The following is a 12067-nucleotide window of genomic DNA, read 5'->3' on the forward strand; positions in this document are numbered from 1 at the left end:
ATGCATGCCATCACCCGACGCACGCGTGTGATCGAAGAGGCGGACGCCGGCAGTCTGCCCGTGGCCGATCTGATCGCCGATGGCCGCCCCGCGATCCTGCGCGGAATTGGGCGGCATGTGCCGCTGGTCGCCGCTGGGCTGGAAAGCGCCGGGTCGGCGATTGCCTGGCTCAAGCAGTTCGACGGCGGGCGCCCGGTTACGGCTTATGTCGGCGATCCGGCGATCGGTGGCCGCTTTGGCTATGATCAGGATTGCACTGCGCTCAATTTCGCCAGGGAACGCGGATCGCTGTCAGGCTATCTCGACCGGCTTCTCGCCGGCATGGGCGATTCCGATGCGCCGGCTATCTATATCGGCTCCACCGATATCGATCAGTATCTGCCCGGCCTTCGCGCGCAGGCGGCGCTGCCCTTCGGCGATCCGCAGCTGGCGGCGCATCCGCCGCTGGTCAGCATCTGGATCGGCAACCGGACTATCGCGTCCGCGCATTACGACATGTCGAACAACATCGCCGTCACTTTGGTCGGGCATCGGCGCTTCACCTTGTTCCCGCCCGATCAGGCCGCCAATCTCTATCCCGGCCCGCTCGATCTGACGCCTGCCGGCCAGGTGGTCTCGATGGTCGATTTCGACGCACCCGATCTGGTCCGGCATCCCGGCTTCGCCGAAGCGCTTGCGGCGGCCGAGGTGGCGGAGATGGAGCCGGGCGATGCGCTGATCTATCCCGCTTTGTGGTGGCATCAGGTGGAGGCGCTCGACTCGTTCAATGCGATGATCAACTATTGGTGGAACACCTCGCCTGCGTTCATGGATACGCCGCAGAACACGCTGCTCCATGCGCTGCTCAGCCTGCGCGATCGCCCGGCGCACGAGAAAGCAGGGTGGAAGGCGCTGTTCGACTATTACGTCTTCGGCGATCCGACCCGCGCCGGCGCGCATCTGCCCGAAGATGCCCGCGGCCCGCTGGGGCCTCTCGACGAAATCAAGGCGCGGCGGCTCCGCGCGCAACTCCTGAACAGGCTGAATCGATGACCGAACAACGCGTGCGGCGCGTAGTGATCGCCGGCGGCGGAACTGCGGGATGGGTCGCCGCGGCGGCTCTGGTCAAGCAACTCGGGCCGATGCTCGACATCACTTTGGTCGAGTCCGACGAGATCGGCACGGTGGGGGTAGGGGAGTCGACGATCCCGACCGCGCGGCGTTTCCATCAATTGCTCACGATCGACGAGCGGATCTTCATGCGCGAGACGCAGGCGAGCTTCAAACTGGGCATCGCCTTCGAGAACTGGACGCGCGACGGTTCGCGCTATTTCCACTCCTTCGGCCAGATCGGCCGCCCCTCGACATGGATGGCCGATTTCCACCATTTCTGGCTCGAGGCGCGCGAAAAGGGGTTCGGCGGCGATCTCGGCGACTATTGCCTCGAGCTTCAGGCAGCGGCAGCGGGGCGTTTCGCCACCGGCCCTGACGCGACGATCCAACATGCCTATCATCTCGACGCGACGCTCTATGCGCGCTTCCTGCGCCGGCTGAGCGAAGGGGCGGGCGTGCGCCGCGTCGAGGGCAAGATCGCCCGCGTCGAGCAGGATCCGGAGAGCGGCTTCCTGACTGCACTCGCGCTCGAATCGGGCGCGCGGATCGAAGGCGATCTGTTCCTCGACTGCACCGGGTTTCGCGCATTGCTGATCGAGCAGACGCTCGGCGCCGGGTTCGAGGATTGGGGCCATTGGATCAGCACCGACAGTGCCTTCGCGATCCAGACCCGCGCCACCGAGGATGCGGTGCCCTACACGCGGGCGATCGCGCATCAGGCGGGCTGGCGCTGGAAGATCCCGCTCCAGCACCGCGTCGGCAACGGGCTGGTGTTCTGCAGTGAGTTCCTCTCGCCTGACGCGGCGCGGCAGCAACTGCTCGACGCAGTCGAAGGCGAAGTGCTCACCGAGCCCCGGCTGATCCGTTACAAGACCGGGCAGCGGCGCAAGGTCTGGGACCGCAATTGCATCGCGCTCGGGCTGTCGAGCGGCTTCATCGAGCCGCTCGAATCGACCAGCATCCACTTGATCCAGGTGGCGATCACGCGGCTGATCCAGACCTTCCCCTTCTCAGGGGTGGGCGAGGCGCAGGCCGAACGCTTCAACGCGCAGGCGCGCCACGAGATGGAGCGGATCCGCGACTTCATCATCCTGCATTATCATCTCAACGCCCGCGACGGACCGTTCTGGCAGCGCTGCCGCGAGATGTCCGTGCCCGATACGCTCGTCGAGCGGCTCGCTTTGTTCGGCGAGGCCGCGCATGCCTATCAGGCGGCCGACGACCTGTTCCGGGTCGACAGCTGGGTGCAGGTGCTGTTCGGCCAGGGGCTGGCTCCCCGCGGCTATCACCAGCTCGCGCGGATGATGCCGCCGGAAGAGCTGCGCAACGCGTTTGGCGGGATTCGCGGCGATATCGCCGCGGCGGTGCAGGCGATGCCCCGCCACGGCGATTTCCTGAAAAGCTATTGCCCCGCCGGCGATGCCTGAGCCTATTCGGCCGGCTGGGCCTCGTTGCCGCCTTCGTCGCGCGAGACGCGGGCGGTCATGCCGGTGGCGTCGGCATCGTCCTGGGTCTGCTCGTCCGAAGTGAGATCGGAGGGGACCGTCTCGGCAGGAGTCGTGGCGGTGGCGTTGTCGATCACGGTCGCCGGCGGCGCTTCGTTCGCCACCGGGGCGGCGGTGTTCTCCGCTTCGATCGGCGCCATGTTCCCGACATTGCTCGTCGGCGCTTCGGCCTCGTCCTTGCCCGAGCAGGCGGCGAGGGCGAGAGTGCCGGCCGCCGAGGCGAGCAGGGCGATACGCTTGAACTTCATTCGATGCTCCCTTTTCAACGTGCGGCGACGGCGGTGATCGCCGAGCGCCTTTCGATCTTCGCCGCGAGCGTCTTGTCCCAGCCATAGGGGTCGCCGCGGAAGTTCATCTGGCCGTTCGCGCTGGCGAACGCGGTCCAGTAGAGCAGATAGACCTGCACCTGGTCCTGCGGCTGGAGCTGGACGCGCAGCGTCTTGCCCTTGCCCAGCGCCTCGTCGATTTGCTCGGGTTGCCATGCCGGATCGTTGCGCAGCAGCAATTGCGCGAGCGGACCCGGCTTCTCGAGCCGCACGCAGCCATGGCTATCGAGCCGGTCGAAGCTCGCGAACTTCGCCTGCGCCGGCGTGTCGTGGAGATACACCGCATAGGGGTTGGCGAAGTCGAACTTGTAGAGCCCGAGCGCGCTCTTCGGCCCCGGCTGCTGCTGGATCCGGCGGGCCGCGCCGGTGCCGATGATCTTGTAATTGTTGCGCGCCAGATAGGCCGCGCCCTTGGGGAACAGCTCCTTGGCGGCGATCCCGGCCGGCACGTTCCACGGCGGATTGAGCACGATCGAGTGGATGCGCGACTGGAGCATCGGCGTCTCGTTGCCCGGCCGCCCGGTGACTGCCTTCATCGAGGCGATCGGCGCATCGCCTTCGAACACCGTCAGCACCGCCGCGGCGATGTTGACCTGGATGCGCTTGGCCGGAAGCTCCGAGGGCAGCCAGCGCCAGCGCTCCATGTTCGCCATGATCTGGCGCACGCGATCGGCGGCGGGCACGTTGAGCGCCCGCAGCGTCCCGGTCGACACCAGCCCGGTGGGATTGAGCCCATAGCGCCGCTGCGCCCGGACCACCGCTTCCTTGAGCGCCGCATCGAACTTGTCGCCGCCGGCGGCGACCTCGCTGTCCTCGACCGCGAGCCGCTTGCGCAGCGCCGCAACGCGCGGCCCGCTCGCGCCGACCGCGAGATCCGGACCGGCGGCAAGCGTCGCCCAGCCGCCATTCGCCTCTATTTTCCGATAGTTGACGAGCCCCTTTTGCAGTCCGTCATAGCCGGCATAAGGCGGCGGCAGCGCGCGGAACCACGCGGCGATCCGGTCGCGCTTCACTGCGTCGGCAAAGGCGGGGACGGGGTCATAGGCGACCGGCCGCAGCCCCCAATCCTGCTGGAAGTCGCTGATGTCGAGCCGGCCCGAATGCACCGCGCGGGCATAATCGAGCGCGGCCCGGACGACTGCGTCATTGCCGTCGAGCCGCGGCTTCGCGGTGCCGTCATGGCGCAGCCCGTGGGCGAACCCGGCATCGGCGAGCAATTGCCCGAGCTGCGCGGCCTGCGCGGCGGAGAGCGTCGGCAGCGGCACGACCTGAACCGGCGCGACAGGCGGCACCGACTGCACCACCGGCGCGGCCGGGGTCTGCTGCGCAAGGCCGGGCACACTCACCAGCCCCACGACGCTCGCCACGGCGGCGCCAAGCTGCACGGATCTGCCCAAACTCACTCGCAATTTCACTGGTCATTACTCCTGCCCGGCTGTCCACCCCCCGGTAAATCAGCTGAATCGCGTTGCTAATAGGCGAATTTCGGGTGCGAGTGCGAGCAACTATTGACCCGCGGCCGATATATGCCGGCCGCGGGTCAAAACAGGGGCGCGGATTACTGTCCGAACCCGCGCCCGGCACCCGCGCCCGACCGGGCTCCTTCTCAAGAACGACCGCAGCCGCCCGACCTTGCCAGCTTTCTTCGCGTCCCGCTAAGCTCGCGCGAAATTCGGCGCGATCCAGCCGCCGGGACAGGAGAGATCATGGTCGTCCGCCGCGGATTCCTCGCCGGTGCGCTCGCGCTGCCGCTCGTCGCGCATGCCCAGCCCCAGGAAAGCTGGGAAGAGAAACGCCAGCGCCAGCTCAAGGACGATTGGCCGTGGCTCGGTCGCTATGCCGAGGAGAACCGCCAGCTGCGCGCCGCGGGCACGAAGACCAACATCGTCTTCATGGGCGATTCGATCACCGAGGGCTGGCGGGGCCAGCGCCCGGCTTTCTTCAGGCCCGGCCGCGTCGGCCGCGGGATCAGCGGACAGACCACCCCGCAAATGGTGCTGCGGATGATGGCCGACGTGGTCGGGTTGAAGCCGCGTTACGTCCACATCATGGCCGCGACCAATGACGTGGCGGGCAACACCGGCAAGATCACACTCGCCCAGACCTGCCACAATTTCCGGATGATGACTGCGATCGCACAGGCCAATCGCATCCACGTGCTGCTCGCCTCGGTGCCGCCCGCCGATCATTTCCCATGGCGCCAGGGGCTCGAGACGGTGAAGCCGATCCGCGCGATCAACGCGTGGCTCAAAGACTATGCGAAGACCGCCGGGGCGACCTGGATCGATTATTGGCCGGTGCTCGCCGACGAGAAAGGCGCGATGAAGCCCGGCCTCGCCACCGACGGGGTGCACCCGACCGATGAAGGCTATGACCGGATGGCCACCGTGATCGAGCCGTTCCTGCGGGCGCGGAAACTATGAGGCGAACGGGGTTTTTCGCCTTCTGACCCCATCGCCCCAATTGCGGACGTACTGTCTTCAATCAGACTGTTCGGATGAATGAAGAGAAGCCTTCCGAACGCCTCATCGAGCAAAGGCTGCGAAACCGCATAATGGAAGAACTTTGGGGCCACTCCAGAGATCATACATGGATCAAGGAGGTCGGGGCGGTCGAATGGTTCGAAAGCTTCTTCGATCACTTTCCTTACGAGGGGCAGCCCCACGGGTACCCCGCCATGACCACAGATGAAGCGACCGCTGTCGGGGCCGTGTGCCTGACCATGCAGCAAGCAATTGCAGACCTCCCGAAAAACCCGACCGTTCAACAGATAATCCACTCCGGCTGGCCCGATCGAATCAGGCCAGTAGCTCAAAGTGCGCTTGACCTGTTGACGGTTCGGGGCAGGCTCGCAGAGGAGTTCGAGGAGGCAGAGCCAAGCTCCCCCATACCTTGGCCGCCGAACGGCAGCTAACGCCAGCTTCAGCCATTCAGTGCTCCTGCGAAGGCAGGAGCCCAGGGCCGTGCAGCCCTCCGCTATCTTGGGCTCCTGCTTTCGCAGGAGCACGAGAAGAGAACGGCAGATAACCCCCAAATCCCGGACGCCCTGTTTCCGGCTGTAGCGCGCGGGTGCCCTGAACCTGCCGTTCCGCTTAGGAAACCTGCCGGGCGGCGAGTGCTCCAATTGCGGACGTTGACCGCCGCCGATGATCGCGCGATCCTGATATATGCATCAGGACATCGCCGTGGCCTTCGTCGCCCTCTCGTCAAGGGCGAAGATCGCCGTTCTCGCTCGGACCATTCACATGGAAACGATCCATGTGCGCGGCGCACATCTGGATCATCCCGATGACCCGATGCGCCTTTACCAGTCCAGCGAGTTCATCCACCGCCTGTCCGGATTCATCATGAGACTTACCCGCGATCCAGACCTGGGTGAGCGCGATATGACACACGCGGCCGCGTCATTGGTCGAAGGTATCGAACCGCGTGGCCAATATTATCTGGATAGGCTCAGCGAGTGGATCGCCGAGGCAGAGGCAATTTCCTGACGACCGCTTCACCATTCGCGGTCATTCCCGACCCAGCTGGCGGTGCGTGTTGCCCGAAACCTGTTGGCCCGCTTTCGGCGGTAAGCGGACGGCAGCTACCATCCGCCAACGGATGTTCATCTATTGGAGAATGCGAGCGAAATCCTCCGCGAGTGGCTTGCCGAGCAACGGGCGGACAAGATCCACGGCGGACGGAGAACCGTCAAAGGCTTCGATGAACTCGTCGCGAATGGCCTCCCGAATGCGCGAGTCGTTCGAGCCGTACAGGTCTTCGATCGCGGCAATTCCGCGCGACAGTTCGGGCATGACCGTTCCAGCCGCGGCAAGGGTAGCGAGGTAGCGGGCGAAAGCCGCCAGGATGACACCTGGCAGATCGTCGCAATCATCGACCAGCACATATTCCTCCGAAAGCGCGAATGCTGGAAAACGCGCTTTCAGCGTCGGGACAACGGCCAGATAGCTATCTTCGATCGGAACGCCGGGTAGCTGCATCGATTGAGGATGCAGCGATCCGCCGACGTCCGCAATCCCGGACATTCGGGCGGGGCCTGGTGCGCGGGTGCCCTGAACCTGTCGTTCCCTTTTGGGGCGGCAAACCTGCCGGTCGGCTATCCCCCGGTTGCGGACGTTCAGATATTCTCCCGGTCAGCCAGGGCGACCACCTCACGCTGCCGATTGAGATCGTCGTCAACGTCCTGAATGATCGTCTCCAGCTGCTCGGCAGTCAGAATCCAGGGGGATGCGGCGCCCTGCAGGAAGTCTCTCTTCTCGTCGCCGCGCATCGACCACCATCCGATATTCACACTGTCTTTGAGCACCCTCTCCGCGATCTGGAGCAGGGCCATCCTGTCGAAACATTCTCCCGCCGCGGGTCGCTTATGGCCCGTAGCCGCGTAAAGCTGGTTGATCAGGCCCGGGAGTTGCGGATGGAACATCGTCTCAACATCGAAACGCTCGCCAAACTTCGATTTCATCAAAAGGGCGAGCATAATGGCCGCGCCGCCGTTCAGGCGGATCGAGTCGGAATCAGCGTCATAGGTTGGGAAGGTCATCCAGCCCTCTGGGATTCAGTTAGACGCCGCCATACAGGCGCGGGCTCGTGCGACCAATGTCGCTAACCACCACTTACGGCTATTGGCGATTTGCGAGATCGCTTCCACGGTTCTGCGGCGAGGGTAAGCTCCGCGCCCGTGCGCATCGATGGCAATATTCTCGGACAATAAGTTCCATTCGCTGCAGTTTTGGGTAGTCTGAGGGCGACCACCGGATTCGTGCGCCTGCGAAAGCAGGCGCCCAGGATCACAAGCGAACCGGTCTGAAACGCTGGCTTCCGCTTCCGCGGGAGCACGGCAGGAGAGAGATAAGATGCGGGTCACGCCGAGGGACGCCATCATTGTCGGTATCGCGGCGCTGTCGGGCTGGGCGATCGCCGCATCTGCGCAAACCGCTCCCGCAAAGCTCGGCCCTGCGGTGTTCGACTGGGCGAGAATGGAAGCGAAGACCACCGATGTCGGCGCAATCCGGAATCTCGTCCGCCAGCCCACCGCGACGCTCGACGAGCTCGAGATGCACGTCACCACGCTCAATCCCGGGCTCGCCTCGCATGCCCCCCACACCCATCCCAATGAGGAATTGGTGATCGTCCGCGAAGGCATTGTCGAGGTGCTGAACGGCGGGACCTGGAAGCGTCTCGGCCCCGGCTCGGTGATCTTCAACGCTTCCAATTCGCCGCACGCGCTGCGCAATGTCGGTGCAACACCGGCGACCTATCACGTGATCAACTGGAAGACGCCGGCAACGCCCGCGAATTGAGGAGAAGATATGCACCGTCGCACGATGCTCACCGGCGCCGGACTGGCCGGAATCACCGCCGCGCTGCCGCCCGAGCTGCTCGCCGCCCAGTCGCAGAGCCAGGGCAATGCCGTCTCCGCCGACGCCGCGCCCGCCGGCCCCGAACCGACCGCGAAGCACCGGATCAAGTTCGGCGTGATCGGCCTCGATCACGCGCATATCTATGGCATGACCGACGCGATGATCCGCGGCGGCGGCACGCCGGTCGCCTTCTTCGCCACCGATCCGAAGCAGATCGAGACGTTCGGCAAGCGCTACGGCAACGGCGTCAAGCTCGCGAAGAGCGAAGACGAGATCCTCGGCGACAAGGGCATCCAGCTGATCATCGGCGCGCCGATCCCCGATTTGCGCGCGCCGCTTGGCATTCGCGCGATGCGCGCCGGCAAGGACTATCTCGGCGACAAGCCCGCGGTCACCAGCCTCGATCAGCTCGCCGAGGTCCGCCGCGCGGTGAAGGAGACCGGCCGCAAGTTCGCGATCATGTATTCGGAGCGGCTCGAGGTGCGCGCCGCGGTCCATGCCGGCGATCTCGTCGCGCAGGGCGCGATCGGCAAGGTGATCCAGACGGTCAATCTCGCCCCGCACCGGGTCAGCGCGCCCAGCCGCCCCGACTGGTTCTGGGACAAGGCTCGCTACGGCGGCATCCTCACCGATATCGGCAGCCACCAGGCCGATCAGTTCCTGTTCTACACCGGCTCGACTTCGGCGCAGGTCGTCGCTTCGCAGACCGGCAATCTCCATTGGCCCGACAAGCCGAAATTCGAGGATTTCGGCGACATGATCGCCACCGGCAACGGGGGGACGGGCTATATCCGGGTCGACTGGTTCACTCCGGATGGCCTGCCGACCTGGGGCGACGGCCGCCTGTTCCTCGTCGGCACCGAAGGCTCGATCGAGCTTCGCAAATATGTCGACGTCGCGGGCCGTCCGGGGGGCAACCACCTGTTCATCACCGACAAGAAGGGCGTGCGTTATGTCGATTGCTCGAAAGTGCCGCTGCCGTTCGGCCCGCAATTCGTGACCGACGTGGTCGAGCGATCGTCGATCGCGCAGGATCAGGATCAGGCGCTGCTCGCCGCCGAACTGGTGCTGACCGCGCAGAAGAACGCGACCCGGCCCAAGCTGGGATGATGATCAATCGTCGTCCCGGCTTTCGCCGGGATCTCGGGCCGCGAGCGAACGGTCTGCGGCATGAGGTCCCGGCTTTCGCCGGGACGACGGCGGAATAGGAGGACAGTCGATGACTCTCGAGACAACCCGACGCGGCATCCTGAAGACCGGCGCGGCGCTGGCCGCCCCGACGATCGTCCCCGCCAGCGTGTTCGGCCAGAATGCGCCGTCGAACCGGGTGGTGATCGGCGCGATCGGCGTAGGGCGCATCTCGCGCATCCACGACATGAAGGAAGTCCACAAGCACAAGGACGCCCAGATCGTCGCGGTCTGCGACGTCGACACCGTCCGCCTGGGGGCGGGCAAGGAACTGGTCGACTCGCGCTACACCGCCAGCACCGGCAAGCCCTATGCCGGCACGCGGATGTACCATGATTATCGCGAGCTGCTGGCGAACAAGGAGATCGATGCGGTCCTGATCTCCACGCCCGATCACCAGCATGCGCCGCAGGCGGTGCACGCGGTCCGCGCGGGCAAGCACGTCTATCTCCAGAAGCCCGCCGCGCTGACCATCGCCGAGGGCCGGGCGATGGCCGATGCGGTCAAGGCGAGCGGGCGCATCGTGCAGATCGGCTCGCAGCAGCGCGCGCAGGATCCGTGGCCGCAATTCCACCGCGCCTGCGAGCTGGTCCGCAACGGCCGCATCGGCACGCTCCGCCATGTCGAGGTGGGGTTGCCGGGCGATCCTTCGGGACCCGAGGCGCCGGCGATGCCCGTACCGCGCAACCTCAATTACGACGCGTGGCTCGGCACCACGCCCGAAGTGCCCTATACCGAGATCGGCGTGCATCCGCAGGATTCGTTCGAGAACCGGCCGGGCTGGCTGCGCATCGAGCAATATGGCGCCGGGATGATCACCGGCTGGGGCTCGCACCATATCGATACCGCCCATTGGGGCATGGACATGGAGCATTCGGGCCCGGTCGAGATCTGGGGCAAGGCCGAATTCCCCAAGAGCGGCCTGTGGAACGTCCATGGCGCCTTCGAGACGCATGCCCGCTACGCCAATGGCGTGACGATGACCGTGTCGGGGGCTTTGCCCAACGGCGTGAAGTTCATCGGCGACAAGGGCTGGATCTTCGTCACGCGGAGCGGCGCGGTGACCGCTTCGGACCCGAGCGGGCCGCAGATCGATCCGCTGCAGGCGAGCGATCCCAAGATCCTGACCAGCGTGATCGGTCCCAACGAAGTGCACCTCCTCAAGGTCCCCGAGCAGCATCGCAACTGGCTCGACGCGATTTTGACCAGCGTGCCGGTCAGCGCGCCGGCGGAGGTGGGGCACCGCGCCTGCTCGACCTGTCTGCTCCACTGGACCGCGATGAAGACCGGGCGCCGGCTCAAATGGGATCCGAAGGCGGAACGCTTCCTCGGCGACGATGAAGCCAATGCTATGCTCCGTCGTCCACAACGCGCAAAATACGCGATCTAGCGTCGCTCGACCAAATTCCCCGTTCCCGGGCAAAACGCGCGCACGCTCGACGCGGCCGGTGTCAACTTCGGCGTGCGCATGTTCCACCTTTTCCCTATGCCGCCCGGAGAAAGTGCAAACCGCCAAAGGACCCCTGAATGATCCGCACTGGACTGATCGGCTACGGCCTTGGCGGCTCGGCATTCCATGCTCCGCTGATCGACGCCGTGCCCGAACTGGAGCTCGCAGCGATCGTCACTTCGCGCGCCGACGCAGTGGGGGAGCGCTATCCGGGGGTGCAGGCGGTGCCCGATGTCGCGGCGCTGCTCGTCGATCCGGATATCGCGCTGGTCGTGATCTCTACTCCGAACGACACGCATTTCCCGCTGGCCGGGGCCGCGCTCGAGGCGGGCAAGCACGTCGTGATCGACAAGCCCTTCGCCAACACCGTCGCCGAGGCCGAAGCATTGATCGCGCTGGCCGAGGTGAAGGGCAGGGTGTTGAGCGTCTTCCACAACCGCCGCTGGGACGGCGACTTCCTCACCCTGCGCAACTTGGTGGATCAGGGAAGTTTCGGAGAAATCACGCTTTATGAAGCGCGCTGGGATCGCTTCCGCCCCGCATTGCGCGACAGCTGGCACGAAAATGCGGGGCCGGGCGGCGGTATCCTGATCGATCTTGGCCCCCATCTGATCGATCAGGCACTCGCACTGTTCGGCCCGCCCGAAAGGGTGACCGCCGACATCACCGCGCAGCGCAAAGGTTCGCTGGTCGACGATTATTTCGAGCTGACGCTGCATTATGGGCGGATGCGCGCATTGCTCTCCTCGGCCTCGATCGTTCCGGCGCCGAGGCCGCGCTTTGCCGTTCACGGCACCAAAGCGAGCTTCGTCAAACATGGGCTCGACCCGCAGGAAGCGCAGCTGCGCGCCGGCGCGCGCGCCGACGACCCGTACCACGGCGTCGAGGAGCCGGCGCAATATGGTGTGCTGGTCTCCAGTGACGGATCGAAGCAAACCGTTCCTTCTGAGCGCGGCGACTATCGGCGCTTCTATTCGGGCGTCGCGCAGGCAATCTACGAGCAGGTACCGCCGCCGGTGGCCCCGGCCGATGCGCTTGCCTGCCTCAGGATCATCGAGCTGTCCCGGCAGAGCGCGGCAGAGGGCCGATCGTTACCGTTCTGATATGATCGGGCTCGGGCATTTCCCTTAGGTGGGACGGCGT

Annotated in this window: 13 protein-coding genes; 9 read left to right on the top strand and 4 right to left on the bottom strand. The window is 65.4% G+C overall.

Going from position 1 to position 12067, the window contains the following annotated elements; all coding sequences use genetic code 11:
• Positions 1–1032 carry a cupin-like domain-containing protein gene (locus tag CVN68_RS01430; RefSeq protein WP_100280626.1) on the top strand — a complete coding sequence of 344 codons (1032 nt, stop codon included), beginning with the start codon at positions 1–3 and terminating at the stop codon, positions 1030–1032.
• Positions 1029–2519 (top strand): tryptophan halogenase family protein, encoded by a 1491-nt coding sequence (locus tag CVN68_RS01435; protein ID WP_100280627.1) that lies wholly within the window; start codon positions 1029–1031, stop codon positions 2517–2519. Before CVN68_RS01430 ends, CVN68_RS01435 begins: the two co-directional genes overlap by 4 nt.
• A gap of 2 nt (positions 2520–2521) precedes the next feature.
• Here CVN68_RS01435 and CVN68_RS01440 read toward each other — a convergent pair whose 3' ends face one another.
• Both CVN68_RS01440 and CVN68_RS01445 read right to left on the bottom strand, forming a co-directional pair.
• Positions 2522–2845, bottom strand: a complete 324-nt coding sequence (locus CVN68_RS01440) for a hypothetical protein (RefSeq protein ID WP_233503510.1) — start codon at positions 2843–2845, stop codon at positions 2522–2524.
• 14 nt (positions 2846–2859) lie between these two features.
• Complete coding sequence (locus CVN68_RS01445) at positions 2860–4308, bottom strand: L,D-transpeptidase family protein (RefSeq protein WP_233503511.1); 1449 nt, start codon at positions 4306–4308, stop codon at positions 2860–2862.
• A gap of 321 nt (positions 4309–4629) precedes the next feature.
• Here CVN68_RS01445 and CVN68_RS01450 point away from each other — a divergent pair, with 321 nt between their 5' ends.
• The 3 genes from CVN68_RS01450 to CVN68_RS01460 all read left to right on the top strand — a co-directional run bounded on the left by CVN68_RS01450 (position 4630) and on the right by CVN68_RS01460 (position 6414).
• Complete coding sequence (locus CVN68_RS01450) at positions 4630–5346, top strand: GDSL-type esterase/lipase family protein (RefSeq protein WP_233503512.1); 717 nt, start codon at positions 4630–4632, stop codon at positions 5344–5346.
• 74 nt (positions 5347–5420) lie between these two features.
• The gene (locus CVN68_RS01455; RefSeq protein ID WP_100280628.1) at positions 5421–5837 is read left to right on the top strand and encodes a hypothetical protein; all 417 of its coding nucleotides are present in this window, start codon (positions 5421–5423) and stop codon (positions 5835–5837) included.
• A gap of 253 nt (positions 5838–6090) precedes the next feature.
• Positions 6091–6414 (top strand): hypothetical protein, encoded by a 324-nt coding sequence (locus CVN68_RS01460; RefSeq protein ID WP_100280629.1) that lies wholly within the window; start codon positions 6091–6093, stop codon positions 6412–6414.
• 120 nt (positions 6415–6534) lie between these two features.
• On the opposite strand, the gene CVN68_RS01465 is transcribed toward CVN68_RS01460, so the two are convergent.
• Positions 6535–6906 carry a DUF7674 family protein gene (locus CVN68_RS01465; RefSeq protein ID WP_100280630.1) on the bottom strand — a complete coding sequence of 124 codons (372 nt, stop codon included), beginning with the start codon at positions 6904–6906 and terminating at the stop codon, positions 6535–6537.
• 137 nt (positions 6907–7043) lie between these two features.
• Positions 7044–7466, bottom strand: coding sequence for a hypothetical protein (locus CVN68_RS01470; RefSeq protein WP_100280631.1), 423 nt, complete (start codon positions 7464–7466; stop codon positions 7044–7046).
• A 313-nt stretch (positions 7467–7779) separates the two neighbouring features.
• On the opposite strand from CVN68_RS01470, the gene CVN68_RS01475 reads away from it, so the two are divergent.
• The 4 genes from CVN68_RS01475 to CVN68_RS01490 all read left to right on the top strand — a co-directional run bounded on the left by CVN68_RS01475 (position 7780) and on the right by CVN68_RS01490 (position 12027).
• Entirely contained in the window at positions 7780–8226 is a 447-nt protein-coding gene (locus CVN68_RS01475) for a cupin domain-containing protein (protein ID WP_100280632.1), read from the top strand.
• A 9-nt stretch (positions 8227–8235) separates the two neighbouring features.
• On the top strand, positions 8236–9396 hold the full coding sequence (locus CVN68_RS01480; RefSeq protein WP_100280633.1) for a Gfo/Idh/MocA family protein: 1161 nt from the start codon (positions 8236–8238) through the stop codon (positions 9394–9396).
• Between the two features lie 109 nt (positions 9397–9505).
• Positions 9506–10864: a Gfo/Idh/MocA family protein gene (locus tag CVN68_RS01485; RefSeq protein ID WP_100280634.1), complete on the top strand. Its 1359-nt coding sequence runs from the start codon at positions 9506–9508 to the stop codon at positions 10862–10864.
• A gap of 137 nt (positions 10865–11001) precedes the next feature.
• Positions 11002–12027 (top strand): oxidoreductase, encoded by a 1026-nt coding sequence (locus CVN68_RS01490; protein WP_100280635.1) that lies wholly within the window; start codon positions 11002–11004, stop codon positions 12025–12027.
• Positions 12028–12067: the final 40 nt, after the last annotated feature.

Source organism: Sphingomonas psychrotolerans, from assembly GCF_002796605.1.
Taxonomy (GTDB): domain Bacteria; phylum Pseudomonadota; class Alphaproteobacteria; order Sphingomonadales; family Sphingomonadaceae; genus Sphingomonas; species Sphingomonas psychrotolerans.

Bases quoted from the DNA above. Each gene is read 5' to 3' on its own strand.
- CVN68_RS01430 (WP_100280626.1), top strand. From the start codon at position 1: ATGCATGCCATCACCCGACGCACGCGTGTGATCGAAGAGGCGGACGCC.
- CVN68_RS01435 (WP_100280627.1), top strand. From the start codon at position 1,029: ATGACCGAACAACGCGTGCGGCGCGTAGTGATCGCCGGCGGCGGAACT.
- CVN68_RS01440 (WP_233503510.1), bottom strand. From the start codon at position 2,845: ATGAAGTTCAAGCGTATCGCCCTGCTCGCCTCGGCGGCCGGCACTCTC.
- CVN68_RS01450 (WP_233503512.1), top strand. From the start codon at position 4,630: ATGGTCGTCCGCCGCGGATTCCTCGCCGGTGCGCTCGCGCTGCCGCTC.
- CVN68_RS01455 (WP_100280628.1), top strand. From the start codon at position 5,421: ATGAATGAAGAGAAGCCTTCCGAACGCCTCATCGAGCAAAGGCTGCGA.
- CVN68_RS01460 (WP_100280629.1), top strand. From the start codon at position 6,091: ATGCATCAGGACATCGCCGTGGCCTTCGTCGCCCTCTCGTCAAGGGCG.
- CVN68_RS01465 (WP_100280630.1), bottom strand. From the start codon at position 6,906: ATGCAGCTACCCGGCGTTCCGATCGAAGATAGCTATCTGGCCGTTGTC.
- CVN68_RS01470 (WP_100280631.1), bottom strand. From the start codon at position 7,466: ATGACCTTCCCAACCTATGACGCTGATTCCGACTCGATCCGCCTGAAC.
- CVN68_RS01475 (WP_100280632.1), top strand. From the start codon at position 7,780: ATGCGGGTCACGCCGAGGGACGCCATCATTGTCGGTATCGCGGCGCTG.
- CVN68_RS01480 (WP_100280633.1), top strand. From the start codon at position 8,236: ATGCACCGTCGCACGATGCTCACCGGCGCCGGACTGGCCGGAATCACC.
- CVN68_RS01485 (WP_100280634.1), top strand. From the start codon at position 9,506: ATGACTCTCGAGACAACCCGACGCGGCATCCTGAAGACCGGCGCGGCG.
- CVN68_RS01490 (WP_100280635.1), top strand. From the start codon at position 11,002: ATGATCCGCACTGGACTGATCGGCTACGGCCTTGGCGGCTCGGCATTC.